Genomic DNA, 22,285 nt, shown 5'->3' on the forward strand with positions numbered 1-22,285 from the left:
GCATCAATACAGTATACTCTTTTACCAGACCTGAAGCCAGAATCCTGATGCACTGCCAAGAGGAGCTGAAAGAGTGTACTCTGAAGGTCAAGCTTCCGGCCGCAGCAACGCGGCGATGGCCTGCAGGTGCCGACGCATCCGGTGCTGGCCCAGCGGAGCGTCCCCGGCGACGAGGGCCGCGACGATCGCTTCGTGCGCCTCGTGCGATTCGCGGGCCGCGTCGCGGTGTTCGCCGCCGGAGGATTCGGCGTCCCATTCCCGCTGCACGATGTCCTGATCGAGTTGCGCGAGCACTTCCACGAACAATGTGATCGCCGGGTTTCCGGCGAGTTCGGCGATAACGCGGTGCAGATTGCGCGCGTGCCCGCGGGTGAATCCCTGTTCGATGAGTTCGCGTTCGGATTCGAGCGCTTCTTTCAGCCGGACGATTCCCGATTCCGTCAGATTTTCCGCGGCCAGCGCGATGCCCGCCACCTCGAGCGCGGTCCGCGCCTCCATCAGCTGCCTGCGGCTCACCTCCGCGTGCCGCAGGTACACCCGCGCCGCGTTGCGCACGACGCCCGGATCCGGTTCTGTCACCACGAGTCCGCCGCCGGGACCGCGGCGCATCGCCGCCATCTGCTGGTGCTCGACCAGCCGCACCGCCTCGCGGAACACCGCCCGGCTGACCCCGTACCGCTCGATCAGCTCCGTTTCCGAGCCGAGCACCGATCCGACGCGCCACCCGTCGTCGATGATGTCTTTTTCGATCCGCTCCGACACCTTTTCCGCCAGCCGCCGATTGCCGCCTTTTTCCCCGGCCGGCGTGGCGTTCTTCTTGCTGGTCATCGGTCGACCCCTGTCGGTGCGCGTGCGGCGAATCGGTAATCACGTGGGCCGCGCCAGTCTATACCACGGCGGATTTCCGGCGGGGACGCGGCGAACCGCATTTCCCGCCTCCGCGCGCCCGGTATCGCTCAGCGGAGATACGGCGCCAGCATCGCCCCGGTCATCCGGCGCGCGGTCGCCGCCGCGTGCGCGGCATCGCCCTCGACCAGGCCGAGCAGCGGGTCCAGCCCCTCGACGTGCGGGGCCAGCGCGAGGTGCGGCAACACCAGCAGCAGCAACGACAACACGATCTCGACGTCGGTGTCCGCGCGCAGCTGCCCCGCCGCCACCGCGCGTTCGACCAGCGGCCGCAGCACCGCCAGGTAGTGGCTGTTGACCGCCTCGCGCACCGGCGTGCGGGCGATCGGATCGGGCTCGAGGTTGGCCGCCGCGGTCATCGCGCGCTCGAGCGGATGGTCGTAGAAATACCGCACCCACGCGTCGAGCAGTTGGTCGAGCGAACCGGCGAAGTCCTTGTCCCACGGGAGCTTCGCGATCTCGGCCTCCATGGCCGCGCGGATCCGCACGCTCGCCAGCTCGGCGAGGTGGACGTACATGTCGGCCTTGTCGGTGAAGTACTGGAAAAGGCTGCCCTTCGACACGCCGGCCTCGCGGCAGATCGTGTTGAGGCTGCCGCCGCTGAAGCCGCGCGCCGCGAACTCCGCCTCCGCCGCCGCCAGCACGGCCGCCCGCCGTTTCTCCGGCAGCCGCTCCCACGTTCCCGTCGGCACCGCCGACCTCCTCTTCTTGACTCTCCCCGCCCTTCGATCGTACTCTATGACCGCCGGTCATATGACCACCGGTCATAAGGAGGAGAGCGCATGTCCGCGAACAGCTTCCGGGTCTGCGTCGTCGGCGCGGGCTCGTCCGGGATCGCCGCCGTCAAGGTGCTCGCCGAACGCGGCATCGACGTGGACTGCTGCGAACTGTCCGACCGGGTCGGCGGGAACTGGGTGTGGGGCAACCGCAACGGGGTCTCCGCCGCCTACCGGTCCCTGCACATCAACACCTCCCGGCAGCGGATGGAATTCAGCGATTTCCCGATGCCCGCGAATCTGCCCGATTTCGCCCGGCACGACCAGATCGCCGACTACTTCGCGGCGTATACGGAGCATTTCGGCTTCGGCGACCGCATCCGGTTCGGCACCGGCGTGACGCACGTCGAGCCGAAGCCGGACGGCAGCTTCGCGATGACACTGTCCACAGGGGACATCGAACGGTACGACGCGGTGCTCGTCGCGAACGGCCACCATTGGGATCCGCGGCTGCCGGAGCCGATGTTCCCCGGCGTCGAAGAATTCCGCGGCGAGGTGCTGCATTCGCATTCCTACACCGAGGAATCCCAGTTGGCCGGACGGCGCGTCGTGGTGGTCGGCATGGGCAATTCCGCGATGGACATCGCTGTCGATGCCTCGTACCACGCCGCCGAGACGTATCTTTCCGCGCGGAGCGGGGTGCACGTGATCCCGAAATACGTGTGGGGCAAGCCGTACGACCAGATCGCCGGGAAGGAATGGCTGCCCTCCGCGTTGCGCTGGCCGGTCGCGCGCCGGTTGATGGCCGCCGCGACCGGTCCGATGACGCGGTACGGGCTGCCCGCGCCGGACCACAAGTTCGCACAGGCGCATCCGACGATGTCCAGCCGCATCCTCGATCGGCTCGCGCACGGCGCGATCACGCCGGTGCCGAACATCGAACGCTTCGACGGGGACGACGTCGTGTTCGCCGACGGCCGCCGGGTCGCGGCCGACCTCGTGGTGTTCTGCACCGGGTACAAGATCAGTTTCCCGTTCTTCGACCAGGATTTCCTCGATCCTTCCGGCGACAACGAGATCCGGCTCTACCGGCGGGTTTTCCATCCGGCCGTGCCCGGGTTGTATTTCGTGGGACTGGTGCAGCCGCTCGGCGCGATCATGCCGATCGCGGAACGGCAGGCGCTGCTGATCGCCGACCATCTGCAAGGCCGCTACCACCTGCCCGGCGCGGCCGCGATGGAGCGCGAAATCGACACGCACCGGCGGCGGATCTCACGGCGTTACGTCGCGTCCAAGCGGCACACCATCCAGGTTGACTACGACGACTACATGCGCGACCTTCGGCTCGAACGGCGTCGCGGCGCCCGTCGCCCGGCTGGTCGCACTCCCGCCGACCGTCCGGTGGCCAGTGCCGCCGCCCGAGAGGAGATCCCGGCATGAACGTGTCCTTCCCGGTCGGCGGCGACCACTGCGCGGCCACGCTTTACCTGCCAGCGAACGAAAATCCGCCGGTGATCGTGATGGCGCACGGTCTCGGCGCGGTCCGCGAAATGGGGCTCGCCGCCTACGCCGAACGCTTCACCGCCGCCGGATACGCGTGTCTTGTCTTCGATTACCGGCATTTCGGCGGCAGCGAAGGCACCCCGCGCCACCTGCTGTCCCCGCGGAAACAACTCGCCGACTGGACCGCCGCGCTCGCTTACGCGCGTACGCTCCCCCAGGTCGACGGCGACCGCGTCATCGCGTGGGGCACGTCGTTCGGCGGCGGGCACGTGCTCGCCACCGCCGCGCGCCGCCCGGCCGGGCTCGTGGCCGCGATCGCGCAATGCCCGTTCACCGACGGCATCTCCTCCGCGCTGGCCATGCACCCGGCCAGCTCGGCGAAGGCCACCGTCGCCGCCGCCCGGGATGTCGTCGGCCAGTGGCTCGGACGGCCGCCGCACCTGATCGCCACTGCCGGTCCGCAGCGAGGCACCGCGCTGATGACTGCGCCGGACGCCGAGCCGGGGTATCTTGCGCTCGTGCCGCCGGGCAGCGATTTCCGCAACGAGGTCGCGGCCCGGGCGGTGTTCGACATTCTGCGGTATCGCCCGGGTCGAGGTGTCGGGAGGATCGAAGTGCCCACGTTGTTCGCGGTATGCGAGAAGGATTCCGTCGCTCCGGCCGGACCCACGCTGCGGTATGCCGCCCGTGCGCCGCGCGGCGAGGTGCACACCTATCCGGACGGGCATTTCGCGATCTACCAAGGAGATCCTTTCGAACGGGTAGTCGCCGACCAGGTCGACTTCCTCCGCCGGCACGTTCCGGTGACGGCATGACCGGGCGGATCGTGGTCTTCGGCGCGACCGGCTACACCGGCGGCCTGGTCCTGGAATCACTGGTGCGGCGCGGAATACGGCCAGTTCTCGCCGGACGCAACCGGACCGCGCTGGAGGCTCTTGCTTCAGAACACGGCGATCTGGAGATCGCGGTCGCGGACGTCGGGGACCCCGCGAGCCTTCGCTCGCTGGCCGGGCCCGGGGACGTTCTGGTCGCCACCGTCGGCCCGTTCGACCGGATCGGCCACGCGGCCGCGCAAGCCGCCGCCGACTCCGGCGCGCACTATCTCGACTCCACCGGCGAGGTCGGTTTCGTTCGCACCCTCCGGGAACGACACCACGAGCGAGCCGTGGAAACCGGCGCGGCGATGGTCCCGGCCTTCGGCTACGACTACGTTCCGGGGATCCTGGCCGGCGCGCTCGCCGCGCGGGAAGCCGGAGATGCCGTGCGCACGCTGGAGATCGGATACTTCGCAACCGGACCGCTCTATCGCGGATTGAGCCAAGGCACTCGCGAGACTATGCGTGACGGCTTGACCTTGCCGTCGCTGCGCTGGCGGGGCCGACGCCTGATCGAGGAACGAACCGGCAGCCGGGTGCGCGCGTTTCCGGTCCGCGGACGGTCCAAGGCGGCGTTTCTCGTTTCCGGCACCGAAGTTCTTTTCCTGCCGGGGAACTACCCGTCGCTCGACGAGGTGACTGTCTACAATGGATGGTTCCCGGCCTTGAGCCGGGTGATGCCCGCGGTGTCCGCCCTGACCGCGGTCGCCGGCCCAGTGATGCGGGCGGCGAGCGGGCTGATCAAGGGGCCGTCCGGTGGACCGGACGCCGCCGAGCGCGCGAAAACCGGCGCACAGGTCGTCGCGGTCGCCGATTCCCGCGTCGAGGTGCGGTTCGAGGGGCCGAACGCCTACACGCTCACCGGCGATTTGCTGGCGTGGGCGGCGATTCGGCTGAGCGTCGAGGGACCGGTGAAGCCCGGAGTGGTGGGTCCGGTGGACGCGTTCGGCCTGGAACCGCTCCGGGACGGGTGCGCGGAACTCGGCTTGGTGCAGCAGGAAACTTGAGCCGCCACGGTCGGCGAGGTGTCGTCGCTGCGGCAAAAGCCGTGAGGGACTCAGAGTCCGTGAAGGTTCCCCTCACAGACACCATCAGCCACTCGCGAAAGCCGTGAAGGGCTTCTTGAAGGAATCCCACCTCCTCAAGAAGCCCCTCACGGACTTGCCCCGCACCCCCGGGTCTACTCCGAGCGCAACGTGTCCAGCCGCGTCACCTGGCGCAGCAGCGGCAACGTCAGCGCCGTCACCAGCAGCACCGCGGCCACCGCGGCGCCGGCCAGCCCGGCCAGGACTCCGCCGTCCACCATCATCGGCATCTTCGCCAGCCGCAGGATCGGCGCGGTCAAGCCGAGCCCGGCCCCGACGGCAAGCACCACCCCGACCACTACCGGAACCGCCGTCTGCCACAGCGATCCGCGGGCCAGCACGCCGATCGGCACGCCGGACGCGGACAGCGCCGCCAGCGGACGACGCCGCTCGCTGATCTGCTCGATCGACAGCATCAGCAGGCTCATCGCGGCCACCGCCAGCACGAAGAGCGACGCGGTCAGCAGCACCGCGCGGAAGCTCGCCATCATCCGCTCGTCGCGGCCGGAGAAGTCGGCCATGTAGTCCGTCTTGCCGACTTCTGCCTTCCACGCCAGCGGGCGCAATTCCGTCGCGACCCGGTCGATCAGCGCATCGGCTCCGCCGGCGCCCGCGACCAGCAGTTGCAGGCGTTCCCCCGGCGCCTGGATGCCGCCGAGCGCGCCGGGCGTGATCATCAGGTCGCCGGACACGCCCTTCGCATCGTTGGCCGAGGACACCACCCGGATGTTCTCCGGAACCGTCCACTTCGGACCGTCGACCTCGACGTCCTTGCGGTAGTTGGTCATCCGCAACTCGCCCTTCGGGGCGGGCTGGGCCGACGTGCCCGTGACATAGAAGACGTCACCGTCCGCACAGTCGCCGATGTTCGCCTGCGTCTTCAGCGCCACGCAGTCCCCGAGAGTGCCGAAGACGTGCTGTTCACCAGCCTTGAACTGCACGGATTTGGCGCTGTGCACACCGGTCACCCCGGCCACCCCGGACAGCCGCTGCCGGACCTCGGCCTCGTGCGCGGTCGTCGTGTCCACTCGCACCGGCGCGGCCGCGACGCCGTCCGGCGTGTGGTACGCCCTCGAGGTGCGGTTGGTCATCGACGTGAGCACGCCCTGGACCAGGATCGTCCCCGCCAGCACCACGACCAGCCCGGACACCACCCGGCTGGCGGTGCCGCTGTCGAGCTGCAGCCGGCGCACCGCGAGCTGCCACGACGGCGGCCCGCCCTGCAGCCGCTCCACGATCCGTTCGACCAGCCACGGCAGCAGCGCCGCGACGCCGATGAGCAGGAAGACGCTGCCCACCGCGAGCGCCATCGCCGCGCCCTGGTCCCCCGACCCCGGCGCCACGACGAGCGTCCCGAGCAGGAACACCACGCCGATTCCGGTGATCGTCCAGCGCCACCACATCCGCCGCCGCACCGGTTTGCCTTGGCGGACCACGCCGAGCGGTTCGACGATCGTCCGGCGCAGCCCGAACAGCGCCGAGCCGACCGCGAGCCCGGGCACGAGCAGCACGATCACGAGCAACGAAATCCACGACGGCGTGAAATCGTCCGCGAACACGCGCAGGCCGAACGGCAGCCAGTCCCCGATGAACGGCCGCAGCGCGTAGAACAGCGCACCGCCCGCCACGAGCCCGATCACCGCGCCGACCAGCGATTCCGCCGCCGCGACCCGCTTGATCGACCGGGCGTCCACCCCGATCAGCCGGAGCGCGGCGAGCCGCCGTTCTCGTTGCGCCGCGCCCATTCGCGACGCGGTGGTCACGAAGATCAGCAACGGCAGCAGCAGCACCGCGGCGATCGGCGCGATGACCATCCACATCACCAACGGCAGGGTGAACCCTTCGGCGGGCTTGCCGTAGGCGTAAACGCTGCTGGCGTTTTCGCCCTCGGCCTTGATTTCCGCGGGGGTCGACCCGTAGTACGCCGTCAGGTCGGCGGCGTCGCTGACGCCCGGTTCGGCGATCTGGCCGACCACGTTCCCCGGCAGCCGTGCCTTGACCGACGCGCCGTCGGCCGAGTTCAGCTTCTCCGCCAGCGCCGGCGACACGATCACCTCGCCCGGCGCGGGCAGCCGGTCGAGCCCCGGCGGCACCGGCGAATTCGGCCCGGTCGGCGCCACCGCGGTCAGCTGGAGGAAGTCCGCGCCGACCGACGGGTACCAGCGGTACGTCGCCAGCGGCGCGATCCCCTCGCGCGGCGCCGTGTCCTGCTTGATCGCCGCCGCGCGGTCCGCCCGCGCGTTCACCAGGTGGCTCACCGAAGCGGCGGGCAGGAGCACGGCGACCGCGAGCGCGATCCCGAACGCGGTCATCGCGAGCCGCAGGAGCGCCGAGCCGGACATCCGGCCGCCCCCGACGGCCAGCCGGAGTCCCAGCAGCAGATCCCGCGTCATGCGACCAGCTCCCGGTCGACCGTGCGCCCGTCCCGCACCACGATCTCGCGGTCGGAGTACGCCGCGACCCGCGGTTCGTGCGTCACCAGCACCACCGCGGCGTGCGTTTCCCGCGCCGCCTGGGTGAGCATCTGCATGACCTTCTCGCCGTTGAGCGAGTCGAGCGCGCCGGTCGGCTCGTCGGCGAAGACGACCTTCGGCCCGGTCACCAGCGCCCGCGCCACCGCGACCCGCTGCGCCTGCCCGCCGGAGACGTCGCCCGGGCGGCGCTTCGCCAGGTTGTCGACCTCGAGCCGGGCGAGCCATTCCGTCGCCTTGGCCTCGGCCGGCCCGCGCTTCGCCCCGGTCAGCCGCAGCGGAAGCGCGACGTTCTCCAGGCAGGTCAGCTCCGGAACGAGCTGGCCGAACTGGAACACGAAGCCGAATTCGGTGCGCCGCAACGCACTCCGGCCCTTGTCGTCCATCGCGACGAGGTCCTGGCCGCCGTACTGGATGACGCCCGAGTCCGGCCGGACGATCCCGGCGAGACAGTGCAGCAGCGTCGATTTCCCCGAACCGGACGAGCCCATGATCGCGAGCACTTCCCCCGCCGAGACGGCCAGCGCCGCCCCGTCGAGCGCCCGCGTCTGGCCGAACGATTTGTGCAGCCCGTTGCCCACGAGCAACGGAGTTCCCGGCCTGGTCATCAGCGCACCGCCTTCTCGAGTTCGCCGAGCCGGGCCGCGGTGAGCTCGAGCCACCGCAGGTCCGCCTCAAGATGGAAGAGCGCGTGGTCGCAGATCAGCTGATCGGCGAGGTCGCCCTCGTACTTCCGCTTCGTGAGCGAGCGCATCACCTTGAGGTGCTCGCTGCGCTGGACGTCGAGCACGTCGGTGGCGTCGCGGCCGGACAGCAGCGCGAGGACCACCTTCGTGTACAGCGTGTTCTGCAGGTACGGCTCCGGGTTTTCCGGAGTGCCCAGCCAGGTCTCGACGTCGGTGACCCCGGCGTCGGTGATCGTGTAGCGCTTGCGCTCGGGTCCTTCTCCGCTCTCGACCCCCGCGACCTCGACCATGCCGTTGCGCAGCAGGCGCGACAGCGTCGAGTAGACCTGGCCGTACGCGAGCGGACGGTCGTGCCCGAACTGCTCGTCGTACGCCCGTTTCAGGTCGTACCCGTGTCTCGGCCCCGACTCGAGCAACCCGAGCAAGGTATGTGAAACCGACATTCCCCTGTTCCTCCCTTGACCCCGGAATCCCGGGGGTGAAGATCACTATACAACATGGGTATACGCGCCGTGTATACCACCGTAGAGTAGTGTGTTTTAGCAGTTCAGGGGGTTGCGAGGGCCGGGCTGGCCAGGCGGGCCCGGCGAGTGGCGACCCCGACTGGACGGGATCGCCGCTCGTGAGCGGCTACTTCCGCTCGCCGAGGTCCGCCCGGAGGCGCGTCAGCAGGTCCGCGGTCGTCTTCGCGCGGTCCGGCTCCCGGCTCGCGATGGTGTGCGCGAGGATGTCGGTGACGATCGAGGCGGTCAGGGTTTCGCCGGTGAACTTCGTCGGGGAATCCGGAGCCGGCAGCACCACGCGGACCCGGGCTTCGAGATCCGCCGACAGGTCGCTCGTCACGAGCACTACCGCCGCGCCGACTTCCTCCGCGTAGCGCAGGATCAGCTCGACATCGCGATTCTGCCGAGCCGGGACGTACACCAGCACCGCGTCGTCGGCATTCAACGGGAGCAACGCGTCCGCGAGCCGGAACCCCGTGTCGTCGCAGTGCCGCGTCACCAGCCCGCGGCGGGCGAGCCGGAACGCGGCGTACTCGGCGCACACCGACGACAGCCCGAGCCCCCAGGTGAACACCATCCGCGCGTCGAGCAGCAGTTGCGCCGCTTCCTCGACTGCCTCCGGCGCGAGCTGCCGCTGCATTTCCTGCAACCGCTCCGCGCTGTCGGCCATCACCCGGTCGATCTGGCGCGACCCGGTGGACCCGAGGTTCTCGATCGCCGCGCTCAGCCGGACGGTCGGCTCGGTGCGCGCGGTGAACGTCTGGCCGAGGTGGCGCTTCAGCTCCGGCAGGCCGGAATAGCCGAGCGCTTTCGCGGTGCGGACGACGGTCGCGTCGCTGGTCCCGGCCGCCGCGCCGAGGTCGCCGGCCGAGGAGAACAGGACCTCGTTCGGGTTGGCCAGCATGAACCGGGCGACCTGGCGTTCCGCGGGCTTGAGGTCGTCGAGCCGGGCGCGGACGTGGTCGTCGAAGTGGTCGCCGCCGAGATAAGTAGTGGACATGACACCCTTGACTGGACGTAGTGGCTACTACAAGATGCCGGAAGGTTCTCCGTTGTGTAGTGAACCCTACCTGCCGGCTCGACGAGGAGCACTCATGAGGACAGATCAGCCCCTGGTACGGCTGCGCGGCGTCGGCAAGTCGTTCGGATCGGCCCGGGTGCTGACCGGGATCGACCTCGACGTCCGGCGCGGCGAGGTCGTCGTGGTCATCGGCCCGTCCGGGTCCGGGAAATCGACGCTGTGCCGCTGCGTCAACCGGCTCGAGACCGCGGACGAGGGCTCGATCGAGATCGAGGGCCGCCCGCTGCCCGCCGAGGGCGCGGATCTCGCCCGGCTGCGCGCGGACGTCGGCATGGTGTTCCAGTCCTTCAATCTCTTCGCGCACAAAACCGTGCGAGAGAACGTGATGCTCGGCCCGGTCCGCGTCCGTGGGCTGAGCCGCGCCGAGGCGCACGAACGCGCCGACGAACTGCTGGAGCGAGTAGGCGTCGGCGCGCACGGCGACAAGTACCCGGCGCAGCTGTCCGGCGGGCAGCAGCAGCGGGTCGCGATCGCCCGCGCGCTGGCGATGGAGCCGCGCGTGCTGCTGTTCGACGAACCGACGAGCGCGCTCGACCCGGAGATGATCCACGAGGTGCTCGACGTGATGACCGCGCTCGCCGCCGACGGCATGACCATGATCGTGGTGACCCACGAGATGGGCTTCGCCCGCAAGGCCGCCGACCGCGTCGTGTTCATGGCCGACGGCCGGATCGCCGAATCCGCCGCGCCGGACGTCTTCTTCGGCTCGCCGCAAACCGAACGCGCGCGCGATTTCCTCGCCCGCGTGCTCAGCCACTGAGGTGTTCGAACGCCTGCCTGGAGGACCCTGATGCCCGCTCCCCTCCCCCGCCGGACCGCGTTGCGCGCCGGTCTGCTCGCCGCCGGCGCGGTCCCGTTGCTCGCGTCCTGCAGTGGCGGAACCACCCGTACCGCCGGCAATCCCGCGTACGCCACGCTCGACCAAGCCGACGCCGTCGCACGCGGCCCGGTCGGCGTCGACCTGCCGGAAACGCCGACGCTGCGCCGGATCCGCGCCCAAGGCGTGCTGCGGCAGTCCGGTTCGGTGACCACGCCCGGGTTCGGCATGATGAACCCGGCCACCGGCAAGATCACCGGTTTCGACATCGGGATCGCCCAACTGCTAGCCAAATACCTGCTCGGCACGCCCGAGGTGGACACCATCACCGGCGGCGCCGACACCCGCGAAGCGATCCTGCAGAACCAATCCGTCGATGTCGCCGTCTGTACTTACACGATCAGCAAAAGCCGGGCGCGGCTCGTCTCCTTCGCCGGGCCGTACTACGTCGCGCGCTCCGGCATCGTCGTCGGCGCGGACGGTCCGCAGGTCACCGCCGTGCGCGATCTGGCGGGCAAAGACGTCGCGGTCCAGCCTGGCGCGGCGCAAGAAGCGCTGCAGAAGGCGTGTCCGCAGGCGCGCGCGGTGGTGTTCGAGGAATCGAGCCAGTGCGCCGCCGCGGTGCGGCAGGGCCGGGTCCAGGCGTGGTCGGCGAACACCGCGATCCTGCTCGGCAAGGCAGCGGTCGACGCGCGGCTGCGGATGACGCCCGCGACGTACGGCAGCAGCCCGTTCGGCATCGGCCTGCCGAAGGACGATCCGGTGTTCAAGCAGATCGTCGTCGGTTTCCTGCAGCGCATCACCGCCGACGGAAGCTGGCGGCGGCTGTGGGAACAGACCGTCGGCCCGCTCGTGTCCGGTCCCGCCCCCGAGCCGCCCCGGCCCGGCTCAGTCCCCGGCTCTTGAAGGGAGATCGCCCGTGCTTTCCGGCCATGCTGGGGAAATCCTCGGCGGTTTCACCACCACTCTGCTGCTCACCGCGTGCGCCTTTCCGCTCGCGCTCGTCCTCGGCTGCGTCGTCGCGATCTGCCGGATCAGCCCGGTCCGGCCGCTGCGCATCGCCGGCCGGCTTTACGTCGATCTCGTCCGCAACTCGCCGTTGCTGCTGATCGCCGTGCTGCTCATCTTCGGGCTGCCCGACGCGGGCGTACTGATTCCGTTGTTCTGGTGTCTGGTGCTCGCGCTCGGCGTCTACTTCGCCGCGTACGTCTGCGAAACCATTCGCTCGGGCATCCGCGCGGTGGATCGCGGGCAGGTCGAGGCGGCCAGGGCGATCGGGCTGCCGTTCCGCCGCGTCGTACTGGATGTCCTTCTGCCACAAGCGTTTCGGGCGATGGTGCAGCCGCTGGGCACGATCCTGATCAACGTCGCGCTCGGGTCGGCGCTCGGCGCCGCCGTCGGCGTGGACGAACTGACGCTGGAAACCCGCTCGTTCAACCTCGAGACCGCCGAGCCGATCCTGGCTTTCGCCGTCGCGGCCTGCGGTTATCTCGTCATCAACCTGGCCGTCAGCGGGGTCGTGCGGCTCGTCGAGCGAAAGGTCCGGGTGCTCCGGTGAACGACGACATCCTCTTCGACGCGCTCGGCCCGAAGGCCAAAGCCCGGCTGCGCACCGTGTCGATCCTTTGCGGACTCGTATTGCTCGGGCTGCTGGCACTGGTCCTCGTGCGGCTCGGCGCCTCCGGCCAGCTCGACCCGGCCCGGTGGGCGATCCTGGTCGACGGCGCGATGCTGCGATTCCTGTTGCAGGGCTTGGCGATGACGCTGCTGGTCGGCCTGGTGTCCACCGTCCTGTCGGTCGCGGTCGGGGTGCTGCTCGCGCTCGGCCGGTTGAGCCGGAAACGGTGGCTGAGCTGGCCCTGCGCCACCGTGATCGAGTTCTTCCGCGCGATGCCGCTGCTGCTGATCCTGTTCTTCTTCATGTTCGGGCTGCCGCTGCTCGGCGTCCGGGTGCCGATCTTCTGGCAGCTGGTGCTGGCGATCGTCGCGCACGCCGGCGCGATCTTCGCCGAGATCGTGCGGGCCGGGATCCTCGCGGTGGGCCGCGGGCAGAGCGAGGCCGGGCACGCGATCGGCCTGCGGCATTGGGAGACCATGGCGTTCGTCGTGCTCCCGCAGGCGGCCCGCGCGCTCGCGCCCGCGCTGATCAGCCAGACCGTGCGGGTGATCAAGGAATCCAGCCTCGGCTACGTCGTCGGCATCGCCGAACTGCTGAACAACGGCAAGGTGCTCGGCGAGTTCAGCGGCGATTTCATCCAGGCGTACGTCGGGGCCGGGCTGCTCTACATCGTCGTCAACATCCTTCTTTCGCGGGTCGCCGAACGGCTCGCGAACCGCAAGAAAACACTCGTCCGGGAGCCTTCGTGACCTCTGCTTTCCCCTCCGCCGCCCCGTCCGAAGCGGGCCTCGACGCCCAAGGCGTGCGCGGTTTCCTGGAGCGGCTGACCGCCGACGGGATCTCGCTCGACAGTCTCCTGGTGTACCGCTCGGGCAAGCTGGCGTTCGAGCACTACTGGTGGCCGTATCGCGCGGACCGTCCACATACGACACATTCGGCGACGAAGTCCTTTGTCGGCACGGCGATCGGGCTCGCGCTGGACGAAGGATTGCTGCGCCTGGACGATCACCTGGTTTCGTTCTTCCCGGAACTCGTACCGTCCGACGCGTCGAAGCACCTGCGCGCGATCACCGTCGAAGACCTGCTGACCATGCGGACCGGTCACCGCGTCGGCCTCTCTGGCAAGACCTGGCGGCTGCTGAAGACCAGCTGGGTGCGGGAGTACCTGCGCACTCCCGTGGACCTCCCTCCGGGCAAGGCGTTCACGTATTCCAGCGCGACCTCGCACATGCTGTCCGCCATCGTGCAACGGACGTCCGGCCACTCGGTCTTCGACTATCTGCGGCCAAGGCTGTTCGAACCGCTCGGTTTCGCCGGGCACAGCTGGGACACCGACCCGGAAGGCATCTGCTCCGGCGGGAACGGCCTCAGCCTGCGCAGCATCGACTTCCTGAAGTGGGGCGTCCTGCACCTGCACGACGGACTCTGGCAGGGCGAGCGGATCCTGCCCGCGGGCTGGGTGCGCGAGGCCACCGCGTGGCACGTCCAGAACGCCGACGCCGGAACCTGGAACGGCACCGAATTCGTCCCGGTTTCCGGCGCCGAGGCGGACGAACGGCCGGAAGGCTACGGCTACCAGCTGTGGCTCGACGCCGACGGCGGCTACCGGGCGTCCGGCATGTTCGGCCAAGACGTCTTCGTGCTCCCCCAGCACGACGCGGTCGTCGTCACGACCGGCAGCATCACGCACGGAAAGCACCGGCTGCTGTCCGGAATGGTGCACGATCTGCTGGTGCCCGCGTTCGACGGCGCACCGTCCACTATGGCCGACGCTTTGCTGGTGGATGACCTCGCCGATGTAGCGGCCCCTGCGCTTTCGCCGACCTCCGTTGAGCTTCACGGCCACAGGTACGAGTGCGAGTCCAATGAGGACGGAATCTCGGAGATCTCGTTCACAATGGACGATGATGTTCTCGTGGTGACCTTGGACGACGCGCGCGGCCGCCATTCGGTCCGCTGTGGACTGTCCACGTGGGTCGAGTCGGACACCGGCGTCAGCACCTGGCAGCTGCACCACTCGTACCAGGCCGAATCGACCCGCGTCCTCGCCGCGGCTCAGTGGCGTGCTCCGCGCGAATTGGTGCTGGAGTGGTATTTCGTGGAATCGCCGTTCCACGACACCGTCACCGTCGAGTTCGGCGACGGTCAGTTGCGCTGGCACCGCCGCACCAATGTCAACAGTGGACCGACCGAGCGTCCGGTGGTGACTGCCACGCTCGGGTAAGCCACCGAAGCTGGTCGAGCGCGTCCCATACCGGCAGTCCGGTAGCAGCCCGCAAAGCGGCGCTGTAGGGCGGAAGGTTGGCACATTCGACTACGAGCGCGCCAACCTCTGGACTGACCGCCCGCACGGACTCGCGGATCTCTCGTTCCGCGAGCCGAGGATCGATGGCGAGGCCATTCCGCAGCGCCGGGAGGAAATGCCGCGTCCCGGACAGATCCAGCACCTCGACGCGCTCCGGGGCGATCCCCGCCGCGGCCAGTCTGACGGGGGTGAGGAGGTCCGCGATCGCCGTAATCACCCCGATTTTCCGGGGCGCGACGGCCTTCAGCAGCGGCGGTGCCTGCAGCAGCGGGGAGACCGCGACCGGAGCGGCGAACCGTGCGGCCAGGTCGTGCTGGAGGGTGGTCAGGAGACCGCAGGTGGTGGTGAGGATCGTCGCGCCGCGCTCGATCAGCGCCTGCCCGGCCTCGGCGAGGGACGGCAGCATTTCGCGCTCGCGGCCGTCGAAGACCTGCTGCATCGAGGCGCCCGCCGCCGTCTCGAAGACGACGGGTTCCGAGTAGGTCTCCGGACACCCGACGTCGCCGCGGATCCTCGCGCGGCGGCCGCCGATCACGATTACGCCGAGCACGGCGCGAGCTCCGAACGCACCTGCGATCCCGCCGTTCCGAGCGCTGCCGGGTTCATCGCCGGCCGCCGTTCACGAGCCGAACTCAGAGCGCAGCACCGGCAAAACCTCTTTGCCCAGCAATGCCACCGCGGCCAGCGCGTCCGGGCCCATCGGCGGGCCGAACGACAAATGCCGCGCCCCCGCCTCGATCAACGTCCCGCACTGCTCGATCACCTCGGCGGCCCCACCCGCGATCCCCAGGCCGAGCATCGTCGAGGACGTGAGCACCGTGTCGATCGCGGCGTCCTCGTCACCGTCGAGCACCAACTGCTGGGTCCGCGCGAATTCCTCCGGATCGAGGCCGTTCGCGACCAGTGCGTCGGTGCTCAGCGAGCCGCTGTAGTGCGCGATGTGCCGGGCGAGCAATCGTCGCGCCGCGGCCGCGTCGGTGTCGATCGAGCACCACAGGCACGCGGCGACATCGAGCTCGGCCATCGGGCGTCCCGCCTTCGCGGCGCCGGCTCCGATCTGCTCCATCGCGCGGTAAACCTGGCGCGGCGGCAGGCAGAGCGGCAGCGCGCCGTCGGCGTGCCGGCCGGTCATTTCCAGCATCCTGGGTCCCATCGCACCGACGTAGATCGGCACTGGGCGCGGCTGCTGGATCCGTGCTTGCCCAGACCAGAAATCCCCTGCCCCGGGCACGCCCGCGGGACTGCGGCCGCAAGTCAGCTCGCGGATCGCGACGATCGCTTCCCGCGTGCGCACCACTGGTTTCGCCGGTTTAAGCCCGGCCCAGCCCAGGAACAGGTCCGAACCCGCGCCGAGGCCGAGCAGGAACCGGTCGCCGGACATTTCCTGGAAACCGCTCGCCAGCTGCGCGATCTGCGCGGGATGGATCGACACCGGGTCGAGCACGCCGGCGCCCACCGAGATCCGGCTGGTCCCCAGCAGCATCGAAGCGAGCCCGGCGATGCCCGGCGGCCCGAAGATGTCGTTGCCCGCCCAGACCTGGTCGAATCCGGCCTCCTCGGCGTTGACCGCCGCCGCGGTCAGGCCGCGCGTCCCGTGGCCCGCCGCGCCGACCCGCACGCTCACTACGAGGTCGCGTTCCATGGTCACGGTCCTTTCTCCGGCAGTGCGCGCACCCGCATGACCAAGTTCTCCGGCGGATCGGGGCAGGCGACGAGCGGTTCGCGGGCCAGCCACGCCGACAAGGGTTCCGGCCCGGCCCGTCCGGCGAGCGCGGACGCGACGGCGGAGATCGCGAACATGCAGAATCCGCGCCCCTCCGGCAGTTCGACGCCGCGGTCGCCGAGGTCGAAGCTGTCCCCGACGGCCAGTTCGCAGGCCGAGTAGTTCATCGATTCGACCGTGCACCGCAGGCGCGCGGTCACGGCCCGACCCGTTCGAGCCGGAGCAGGACGTCGTCGTCCGGGTCGGGGCAGCACACGAACGGCTTGCGCTCCAGCCAATCCTCCGGCGGCCGAGGATCCATTTTGGACATCACGAGCGGGACCGCGGCCAGCATCGCCTGAAGACAGAACGGCTTGCCGGACGGAATCCGCAACACCGGGCCGGTCACCTCGAACGCGTCGTCCGTCGCGAGACCGCAACGCGGCGAAGCACCCTCTTCGACCACCACGCGCACGGTCGTCACGAAGCAGCTCCCAGCAGTTCTTCGGCGTACCCAGCCCAGTGGAACTTCTTCGCGCCGAAGTGCGCGAGCGCGCCCCACGCGTCCCGGATGACCCGTTCCAGCGGATCGGACTGGTAGATGTAGCGCGAACCGTAGAGATCGACGCACAGGTCGAGGACTCGCCGCAGGGTTTCGCCCGCTTGGCTGTTGGCGACCCGCAGCCGCGCTTCCTCGACCGGATCCAGCACGCGCCCCGGCGTGAAGATCGCCTCGTCGGCGCGGCGGGCGACTTCCTCGATGCCGCGGTACACCAGGTCCGTCTCGGCGGCCGCCTGCCCGAGCTGCTGCTTCGTCGCGGTGTCCAGTGTGGACACCTTGCCGCGGCAGCGTGTGCGGACGGCGTCCAGCGTCAGTTCGACCACGTGCCGAGCCAGCCCGAGGCACACCCCGGTCAGCGGGAAGAACAACAGGCCGACGTGCTTGTTGAGCGGATCCGCGTCCGGGTCCGGCGGAGCCTCCCGGTCGAAAACATGCTTCTCCGGAACGAAAACCGGCTCGGCGATCTCGTACGATCCGCTGCCGGAGCCCCGGATTCCCAGCGCCTGCCAGTTCCCGGCGTGCCGGACCGCGGCGCGCGGAAGCCAGACGCCCAGCAGGATCTGACGGCCGTCGGCGCGCCGCACCGGCTCGCCTTCGCGGTAGACGAGACAGCCGCCGACGATGCGCTCGGCCGTCGGGGTGCCGCTCCCCCAGTCCCAGCGGCCGCTCACCAGATAGCCGCCGTCGACGATCTCCGCGCGGCCGGGCGGGTGGAACGAGCCGCCGGTCGGCAGGTCTCGCGTCGGGTACAGCTCGTCGTACGCGGCCTGCCCCAGCCGTCCGGCGTAGTAGCCCGACGCGTTGAGCACCGCGACATTCCAGCCGGCGCCCGCGTCGTGGCGCGCGATCTCCGTGACGACCGCGAGCTGGTCCGCGAGCGGCATTTCGAGGCCGCCGCGGCTCGCCGGGAACCCCATCTGGAACAGGCCCGCGTCGCGGAACGCGCGCGTCAGAGCGCCGGAAAGCCGGGCTTCGGATTCGCAGCGGTCAGCTTCGGCGCGGACCAGCGGGCCCAGCGCGACGGCGTTGGCCCGCACCGCCGCGCTCGACAACGGGGCCTGCCATTCGTTCCCCCGGACCTCGCCGGGCGTTGCGTAGGTCGACGTCATAGCCGGTATTCTTCATCGCACCGGAGCGCACTGTCAACTATTCGGGACCGGTCAGCCGCCGCGACGGCTGGGCTATGCTGGCGGCTTGCGCACCTCGACCGACGATCCGCTGTTCGACCCGAAACCGCAGGGCCTGCTCTTCAGCATGTTCGGCGCCTACCTGCACCCGAGGACGGCGCCCATGTGGTCCGGCGGGCTCGTCGTGCTGCTCGAAAAGTTCGGCGTCACCACCGCGACCGGCCGGATCACGCTCAACCGGATGGTGCACCGCGGGCTCGCCGAACGGCACCGCCGCGGCCGCGCGATCTCCTACACGCTCAGCCCGCGCGCGCTGCATCTGCTCGAGGACGGCGACAACCGGCTCGCCACGCTCGCGGCGGCCGACGACACGCCCAAGACCTGGACCGTCGTGTGGCACAACCTCGGCGACAGCCGCAAGGCCGACCGGTCGAATTTCGTCAAGCAGCTGCGGTTCCACGGGTTCGGGCAGCTGCAGGAAGCCGTGTGGGCCTCGCCGAAGGACTATCTGCGCGAGGTGAAGGACTACGCGAAACTGCTCGGCATCTCCGACGAGGTGGCGATTTTCCAATGCCGGCTGGACGAGGAGACCGTGCCCGCCGCGCTGCTGAGCCATCTGTGGCAGCTCGACGACCTCGCCGGGCAGTACGAACGGTTCGCCCGGCGCTACGCCGCGCTCGCGACCGAACCGGAACCGGCGCCGGAAGACGCGTTCCTCGCGTGCACCACGATGCTGCACACGTTCCGGTCCTTCGCGAACCTCGACCCGGAGCTCCCTCCACTGTGGACACCGCACGCCGGAGCGCGGGCGAAGGCGCTCGCGGTGTACCACGAGGTCCTCGACGCGCTCCGGCCGCGCGCGGCCGCCTACTTCGCCGAGGCCGTCGACCCCGCGTCCGCGACCCCCTGACCGGGCAGCACCCGGTACTGTCCGTTGTAGAACAGCAACGGGTCCCGCTCGGCCAGCTTGGTCGCCACGACGCAGCCGATCACGATCACGTGGTCGCCCTTCACCAGCGTCGAGTCCACTCGGCACAGCAGCCCGGCCGGAGCGTCCCGGATCACCGGAAGCCCGTGCGCGAACTCGAAAGCTTCGTCGTCCACAGCGGGCTGAGACCGAGCCAGCCGCTCGGAATGCCGCTGGTGGTCGTCAGCCAGCACGCAGACGCTGAAGAGCCTTCGCCGCTCGATCGCGGCACAGGTCCGCGAACCGGTCTTCAAGCACACCAGGATCAGCGGCGGGGCAAGGGAAACCGAAGTGAACGAGTTGACCACCGCGGCGAACGTCCGGTCCTCGTCGGCCGTGGCCACAACGGTCACTCCGGTCGCGAACCCGCGCATCACCGCGCGCAGGCTGCCCGGGTCCACCGGATCGGTCTCGTGCGCCACCACGCCGGAACCCAGCCGGTTCGCCGTCATCGCCGCTCCCCTTCCGTCTCGAATTCCCGCGCGCTGTTTCGCAGCAGCAGCGTGCAGACCGCGAGGATCCCCGCGAGCACCACGCCGAACAACGGAACCGACCACACCGCCTGTCCGGAGACATCGAAGAAGAACACCGCCGCCGCGGGCGCGAATCCGCTGATGGCCGCACCGGTCTGGTACGCGAGCGAAACGCCGCTGTAGCGGACCTTGGTCGGGAACAGGCTCGCGAAATAGACCGGAGTCGGCCCGGTGATCAGCGCGTTGATCACCCCGGCGACGGCGAACGCCGCGAAGAACGCGACCTGGCTGTGTCCCGCGATCACGCCGAAGAGGACGAAGTTGAACACCGCGGTCAGCACCGCGCCGAGCACCACCGCTTTGTGCGCGCCGATCCGGTCGGCGAGCGCGCCGGCGAAGATCACCGCGGCGGCGACCGCCGCGACCAGCACGACCTGCCCGGCCAGCGCCTGCGAACCGGACCAGCCGTTGTCCTTGCTGTAGGTGATCGCGAAGGTGAGCAGGATGTAGATGAGGCCGTTCGTGCCGACGCTCAGGCCAGTCGCCAGCAGGAGCGCACGCGGATGTTCACGGAACAGCACCCGCAACGGCGTCCGGCCGGCTTTCCCGGCACCGACCTCGGAGACGAAATCCTTGGTGTCGCGGGTGCGCGCCAACGCCAGAATGCCGATCAGCGTGACGATCCCGCCCGCCAGGAACGGGACGCGCCAGCCCCAGCTGAGCAGCGCGCTTTCCGGCATCGCCGCCGAAACGGCCGTGAACGCGCCGATCGCGAGCAGCGCGCCGAAACTCTGGCCCATGCCGGAGTAACTGCCGAACACGCCGCGTTTGCCCGCCGGCGCGTTCTCGACGCCGTAGACGATCGCGCCGCCGCTCTCGCCTCCGGTCGCCAGTCCCTGCACCAGCCGCAGCACCACCAGGAGAACCGGAGCCCACCAGCCGATCTGGCGGTACCCGGGCAGCAGGCCGACGAGCGTCGTCGCCGTGCCCATCGCGACCAGCGAAGCGAGCAGCACGGGACGGCGGCCGTAGCGGTCGCCGAAATGCCCGGACAGGATCCCGCCGAGCGGACGCGCCACGAAGCCGACGCCGAAACTCGCGAGCGCGAGCAGGGTGGCGGTCAGCGGGTTGGCCACCGGGAAGAAGACCGGGCCGAACATGATCGACGCGGCTATGCCGAAGAGCATGAAATCGTAGTACTCGAGGGCTGTCGCGCCCGCCGCCACGAGGAACGCGGAGTTCCCCCTCGTGTGTTCGGTCGCCGGATTTTTCCGTGGGTCGATGGTGATTTCGCGAGAGTTGTCCGCCACCCCGCACCTCCTGTGCGCCCGGTCGTCTTCGCTGACGTGGTGTGGTGGGCGGCGGCCGAGGCCGCGCTGCCCGGGTAGCGCGGTAATCTACATGACAGCCTACTGCGATGTCTATTAACCGCGTACGGTACCGGGCATGGCAGCCGATCCCGCGTCCCGGTTCTTCGCCGAACAGTTCCGTCCCGCCGGAGTCCGGCTGGGTTTGCTCGTGTTGTCCGAATGCGACCTCGCCGCCGTGGAAGCAGCCGCGCAGGTGCTGTCCGCGCACGGGCTGCGCCCGGCTCGGCGGCTGGCGAAACTCCGGCCGCGGCTTGGGTTTCCGGCGGTGACCACGCGGGAGGTGGTCGGGTTTCTGGAGCGGTACGGGCATGAGTACTGCGCGGCCTGGCTGCCGGAAGCGACTGCGGACGGGCAAGATCTTGACCAGAACGCGAGCGAACAAGCCGGACGTGCGAGCGGTTGCGCCGTCGGGTGGTACCGGCGCTCTTGACCACGGCCGTAGCCGACGTACGCTCCACCGATGAGCCGCTTGGCCGGGATCGCCTTGCTCGTGCGGGAGCGCGGGGAACGGATGGTGCGCGCCGACGACGACGTGGACGAGGTCGTCGGCGCGTGCAGTTCCGCCCTGCGCCCGCACACGCTGCGGGTCCGCGAGCGCCGGCTTTCCGCGCGGCTCGACCACCTCGCCGCCGGTTCGGTCTCGCTGAACCGGCTGCGGTACGGCGCAGCCGTGAGCATCTCGGAACTGGCTCCCGAGCAGGACGAGTTCCTGCTTTCGCTGCCGGTCGGCGGCCGGGCGCGGTTCGCCTACGGCGCGACGAACGCAGTGCTGCGGCCAGGAGCAGCGTCGGTGGTGAGCCCGTACCGCGCGTTCCGGCTTGACCTCGACGGCGAGTTCGACCAGGTCGTGCTGCGCCTCGACCGGCCGCTGGTCGAGCGGACCGCCGCGCTGCTCGCCGGGGTGCCCGGCACGATCGCGGTGCAGTTCGATCTTCGAGCGAACGCGGTCTCCCCCGGCGTGCTGGCGCTGGTCGAGGCCGCGATCCATCTGTCCGGCGGTGGCGCACGGACCGGGCACCTCGAAGCGCTGCTGGCCGAGGCGTTGCTGCTCGGTCACCCGAACACCCTCAGCGAATCCCTTGCCGCAGAAGCGAAATCGCCGTCGTCAGCGCGGGTCCGGCGCGCGATGGACTACCTGCTGGCGCACCTGCCGGAGTCGTTCTCCATGGCGGCGGTGGCCCGGCATTGCGGGGTGTCGCTGCGCAGCCTGCAACTCGGCTTCCGCCGCGAAACCGGCCGCACCCTCAGCGAATGGCTCCGCGAACAGCGTCTCGACCGAGCCCGCGCGCTGCTGGCCGCAGCGGATCCGGCCAGCACCACAGTCACGGCGACCGCAACCGCTTGCGGCTTCGTGCACCTCGGCGATTTCGCTGCCCAGTTCAAGCGCCGGTTCGGCGAATCGCCGTCCGCGATGCTGCGCAAAACCGATGACGGCGGTTCGCGCAGGCGATAGTCCCGGGACGGCGGGCTGCGCAGACTCTGCGCATCACAACTCCGCACCGCCTGAGGAGACCGCCG

At 69.8% G+C, this 22,285-nt stretch carries 24 protein-coding genes; 11 read left to right on the forward strand and 13 right to left on the reverse strand.

The window, feature by feature from the left end; all coding sequences use genetic code 11:
* Positions 1-87 precede the first annotated feature (87 nt).
* Complete coding sequence (locus ACFXI3_RS36020; protein WP_344264435.1) at positions 88-828, reverse strand: FCD domain-containing protein; 741 nt, start codon at positions 826-828, stop codon at positions 88-90.
* A 128-nt stretch (positions 829-956) separates the two neighbouring features.
* The gene (locus tag ACFXI3_RS36025; protein WP_378405703.1) at positions 957-1,598 is read right to left on the reverse strand and encodes a TetR/AcrR family transcriptional regulator; all 642 of its coding nucleotides are present in this window, start codon (positions 1,596-1,598) and stop codon (positions 957-959) included.
* Between the two features lie 90 nt (positions 1,599-1,688).
* On the opposite strand from ACFXI3_RS36025, the gene ACFXI3_RS36030 reads away from it, so the two are divergent.
* Genes ACFXI3_RS36030 through ACFXI3_RS36040 form a run of 3 tightly spaced genes read left to right on the forward strand, consistent with a single transcriptional unit; the run spans position 1,689 to position 5,007 of the window.
* The gene (locus ACFXI3_RS36030; protein ID WP_378405705.1) at positions 1,689-3,062 is read left to right on the forward strand and encodes a flavin-containing monooxygenase; all 1,374 of its coding nucleotides are present in this window, start codon (positions 1,689-1,691) and stop codon (positions 3,060-3,062) included.
* Positions 3,059-3,940, forward strand: coding sequence for an alpha/beta hydrolase (locus tag ACFXI3_RS36035; RefSeq protein WP_378405707.1), 882 nt, complete (start codon positions 3,059-3,061; stop codon positions 3,938-3,940). Before ACFXI3_RS36030 ends, ACFXI3_RS36035 begins: the two co-directional genes overlap by 4 nt.
* Complete coding sequence (locus ACFXI3_RS36040; protein WP_378405709.1) at positions 3,937-5,007, forward strand: saccharopine dehydrogenase family protein; 1,071 nt, start codon at positions 3,937-3,939, stop codon at positions 5,005-5,007. Before ACFXI3_RS36035 ends, ACFXI3_RS36040 begins: the two co-directional genes overlap by 4 nt.
* Before the next feature lie 173 nt (positions 5,008-5,180).
* On the opposite strand, the gene ACFXI3_RS36045 is transcribed toward ACFXI3_RS36040, so the two are convergent.
* The 4 genes from ACFXI3_RS36045 to ACFXI3_RS36060 all read right to left on the reverse strand — a co-directional run bounded on the left by ACFXI3_RS36045 (position 5,181) and on the right by ACFXI3_RS36060 (position 9,745).
* Positions 5,181-7,478: an FtsX-like permease family protein gene (locus ACFXI3_RS36045; protein WP_378405711.1), complete on the reverse strand. Its 2,298-nt coding sequence runs from the start codon at positions 7,476-7,478 to the stop codon at positions 5,181-5,183.
* Positions 7,475-8,164 carry an ABC transporter ATP-binding protein gene (locus tag ACFXI3_RS36050; protein WP_344264417.1) on the reverse strand — a complete coding sequence of 230 codons (690 nt, stop codon included), beginning with the start codon at positions 8,162-8,164 and terminating at the stop codon, positions 7,475-7,477. Before ACFXI3_RS36050 ends, ACFXI3_RS36045 begins: the two co-directional genes overlap by 4 nt.
* Positions 8,164-8,685 (reverse strand): PadR family transcriptional regulator, encoded by a 522-nt coding sequence (locus tag ACFXI3_RS36055; RefSeq protein ID WP_344264414.1) that lies wholly within the window; start codon positions 8,683-8,685, stop codon positions 8,164-8,166. The genes ACFXI3_RS36050 and ACFXI3_RS36055 overlap by 1 nt, the downstream gene beginning before the upstream one ends.
* A gap of 187 nt (positions 8,686-8,872) precedes the next feature.
* Positions 8,873-9,745 (reverse strand): MurR/RpiR family transcriptional regulator, encoded by an 873-nt coding sequence (locus ACFXI3_RS36060; protein ID WP_378405713.1) that lies wholly within the window; start codon positions 9,743-9,745, stop codon positions 8,873-8,875.
* A gap of 94 nt (positions 9,746-9,839) precedes the next feature.
* On the opposite strand from ACFXI3_RS36060, the gene ACFXI3_RS36065 reads away from it, so the two are divergent.
* The 5 genes from ACFXI3_RS36065 to ACFXI3_RS36085 are packed head-to-tail and all read left to right on the forward strand — an operon-like array spanning position 9,840 to position 14,485.
* A complete protein-coding gene (locus tag ACFXI3_RS36065) occupies positions 9,840-10,586 on the forward strand; it encodes an amino acid ABC transporter ATP-binding protein (RefSeq protein WP_378405715.1) in 747 nt (248 codons plus the stop codon).
* Between the two features lie 30 nt (positions 10,587-10,616).
* Positions 10,617-11,549 (forward strand): transporter substrate-binding domain-containing protein, encoded by a 933-nt coding sequence (locus tag ACFXI3_RS36070; protein ID WP_378405717.1) that lies wholly within the window; start codon positions 10,617-10,619, stop codon positions 11,547-11,549.
* Positions 11,550-11,562: 13 nt separating this feature from the next.
* Positions 11,563-12,201 (forward strand): amino acid ABC transporter permease, encoded by a 639-nt coding sequence (locus tag ACFXI3_RS36075; protein ID WP_344264404.1) that lies wholly within the window; start codon positions 11,563-11,565, stop codon positions 12,199-12,201.
* Positions 12,198-13,010 (forward strand): amino acid ABC transporter permease, encoded by an 813-nt coding sequence (locus ACFXI3_RS36080; protein WP_378405719.1) that lies wholly within the window; start codon positions 12,198-12,200, stop codon positions 13,008-13,010. Before ACFXI3_RS36075 ends, ACFXI3_RS36080 begins: the two co-directional genes overlap by 4 nt.
* Entirely contained in the window at positions 13,007-14,485 is a 1,479-nt protein-coding gene (locus ACFXI3_RS36085) for a serine hydrolase domain-containing protein (protein ID WP_378405721.1), read from the forward strand. Before ACFXI3_RS36080 ends, ACFXI3_RS36085 begins: the two co-directional genes overlap by 4 nt.
* On the opposite strand, the gene ACFXI3_RS36090 is transcribed toward ACFXI3_RS36085, so the two are convergent.
* From ACFXI3_RS36090 to ACFXI3_RS36110, 5 genes are all read right to left on the reverse strand, one after another.
* Positions 14,436-15,116, reverse strand: coding sequence for a hypothetical protein (locus ACFXI3_RS36090; RefSeq protein WP_378405723.1), 681 nt, complete (start codon positions 15,114-15,116; stop codon positions 14,436-14,438). The two genes, ACFXI3_RS36085 and ACFXI3_RS36090, sit on opposite strands and share 50 nt — an antisense overlap.
* 69 nt (positions 15,117-15,185) lie before the next feature.
* The gene (locus tag ACFXI3_RS36095; protein WP_378405725.1) at positions 15,186-16,208 is read right to left on the reverse strand and encodes an LLM class flavin-dependent oxidoreductase; all 1,023 of its coding nucleotides are present in this window, start codon (positions 16,206-16,208) and stop codon (positions 15,186-15,188) included.
* Between the two features lie 2 nt (positions 16,209-16,210).
* The gene (locus ACFXI3_RS36100; protein WP_377876306.1) at positions 16,211-16,543 is read right to left on the reverse strand and encodes a TIGR04076 family protein; all 333 of its coding nucleotides are present in this window, start codon (positions 16,541-16,543) and stop codon (positions 16,211-16,213) included.
* Complete coding sequence (locus ACFXI3_RS36105; RefSeq protein WP_378405727.1) at positions 16,486-16,752, reverse strand: TIGR04076 family protein; 267 nt, start codon at positions 16,750-16,752, stop codon at positions 16,486-16,488. Before ACFXI3_RS36105 ends, ACFXI3_RS36100 begins: the two co-directional genes overlap by 58 nt.
* Positions 16,749-17,939, reverse strand: coding sequence for an acyl-CoA dehydrogenase family protein (locus ACFXI3_RS36110; protein ID WP_378405729.1), 1,191 nt, complete (start codon positions 17,937-17,939; stop codon positions 16,749-16,751). The genes ACFXI3_RS36105 and ACFXI3_RS36110 overlap by 4 nt, the downstream gene beginning before the upstream one ends.
* Before the next feature lie 85 nt (positions 17,940-18,024).
* Here ACFXI3_RS36110 and ACFXI3_RS36115 point away from each other — a divergent pair, with 85 nt between their 5' ends.
* Entirely contained in the window at positions 18,025-18,867 is an 843-nt protein-coding gene (locus ACFXI3_RS36115; RefSeq protein ID WP_378405731.1) for a PaaX family transcriptional regulator C-terminal domain-containing protein, read from the forward strand.
* Here the strand turns inward: ACFXI3_RS36115 and ACFXI3_RS36120 are convergent.
* Positions 18,825-19,376 carry a flavin reductase family protein gene (locus tag ACFXI3_RS36120; protein ID WP_378405733.1) on the reverse strand — a complete coding sequence of 184 codons (552 nt, stop codon included), beginning with the start codon at positions 19,374-19,376 and terminating at the stop codon, positions 18,825-18,827. The two genes, ACFXI3_RS36115 and ACFXI3_RS36120, sit on opposite strands and share 43 nt — an antisense overlap.
* Positions 19,373-20,707 (reverse strand): MFS transporter, encoded by a 1,335-nt coding sequence (locus tag ACFXI3_RS36125; protein ID WP_378405734.1) that lies wholly within the window; start codon positions 20,705-20,707, stop codon positions 19,373-19,375. The genes ACFXI3_RS36120 and ACFXI3_RS36125 overlap by 4 nt, the downstream gene beginning before the upstream one ends.
* 136 nt (positions 20,708-20,843) lie before the next feature.
* On the opposite strand from ACFXI3_RS36125, the gene ACFXI3_RS36130 reads away from it, so the two are divergent.
* Both ACFXI3_RS36130 and ACFXI3_RS36135 read left to right on the forward strand, forming a co-directional pair.
* Positions 20,844-21,197 carry a hypothetical protein gene (locus ACFXI3_RS36130; protein WP_378405736.1) on the forward strand — a complete coding sequence of 118 codons (354 nt, stop codon included), beginning with the start codon at positions 20,844-20,846 and terminating at the stop codon, positions 21,195-21,197.
* Positions 21,198-21,227: 30 nt separating this feature from the next.
* Entirely contained in the window at positions 21,228-22,220 is a 993-nt protein-coding gene (locus ACFXI3_RS36135; protein WP_378405738.1) for a helix-turn-helix domain-containing protein, read from the forward strand.
* Positions 22,221-22,285: the final 65 nt, after the last annotated feature.

The organism is Amycolatopsis sp. NPDC059235, assembly GCF_042754125.1.
Classification (GTDB): Bacteria; Actinomycetota; Actinomycetes; order Mycobacteriales; family Pseudonocardiaceae; genus Amycolatopsis; species Amycolatopsis albidoflava.

Bases quoted from the DNA above. Each gene is read 5' to 3' on its own strand.
- ACFXI3_RS36020 (WP_344264435.1), bottom strand. From the start codon at position 828: ATGACCAGCAAGAAGAACGCCACGCCGGCCGGGGAAAAAGGCGGCAAT.
- ACFXI3_RS36030 (WP_378405705.1), top strand. From the start codon at position 1,689: ATGTCCGCGAACAGCTTCCGGGTCTGCGTCGTCGGCGCGGGCTCGTCC.
- ACFXI3_RS36035 (WP_378405707.1), top strand. From the start codon at position 3,059: ATGAACGTGTCCTTCCCGGTCGGCGGCGACCACTGCGCGGCCACGCTT.
- ACFXI3_RS36040 (WP_378405709.1), top strand. From the start codon at position 3,937: ATGACCGGGCGGATCGTGGTCTTCGGCGCGACCGGCTACACCGGCGGC.
- ACFXI3_RS36045 (WP_378405711.1), bottom strand. From the start codon at position 7,478: ATGACGCGGGATCTGCTGCTGGGACTCCGGCTGGCCGTCGGGGGCGGC.
- ACFXI3_RS36050 (WP_344264417.1), bottom strand. From the start codon at position 8,164: ATGACCAGGCCGGGAACTCCGTTGCTCGTGGGCAACGGGCTGCACAAA.
- ACFXI3_RS36055 (WP_344264414.1), bottom strand. From the start codon at position 8,685: ATGTCGGTTTCACATACCTTGCTCGGGTTGCTCGAGTCGGGGCCGAGA.
- ACFXI3_RS36060 (WP_378405713.1), bottom strand. From the start codon at position 9,745: ATGTCCACTACTTATCTCGGCGGCGACCACTTCGACGACCACGTCCGC.
- ACFXI3_RS36065 (WP_378405715.1), top strand. From the start codon at position 9,840: ATGAGGACAGATCAGCCCCTGGTACGGCTGCGCGGCGTCGGCAAGTCG.
- ACFXI3_RS36070 (WP_378405717.1), top strand. From the start codon at position 10,617: ATGCCCGCTCCCCTCCCCCGCCGGACCGCGTTGCGCGCCGGTCTGCTC.
- ACFXI3_RS36095 (WP_378405725.1), bottom strand. From the start codon at position 16,208: ATGGAACGCGACCTCGTAGTGAGCGTGCGGGTCGGCGCGGCGGGCCAC.
- ACFXI3_RS36110 (WP_378405729.1), bottom strand. From the start codon at position 17,939: ATGACGTCGACCTACGCAACGCCCGGCGAGGTCCGGGGGAACGAATGG.
- ACFXI3_RS36120 (WP_378405733.1), bottom strand. From the start codon at position 19,376: ATGACGGCGAACCGGCTGGGTTCCGGCGTGGTGGCGCACGAGACCGAT.
- ACFXI3_RS36130 (WP_378405736.1), top strand. From the start codon at position 20,844: ATGGCAGCCGATCCCGCGTCCCGGTTCTTCGCCGAACAGTTCCGTCCC.
- ACFXI3_RS36135 (WP_378405738.1), top strand. From the start codon at position 21,228: ATGAGCCGCTTGGCCGGGATCGCCTTGCTCGTGCGGGAGCGCGGGGAA.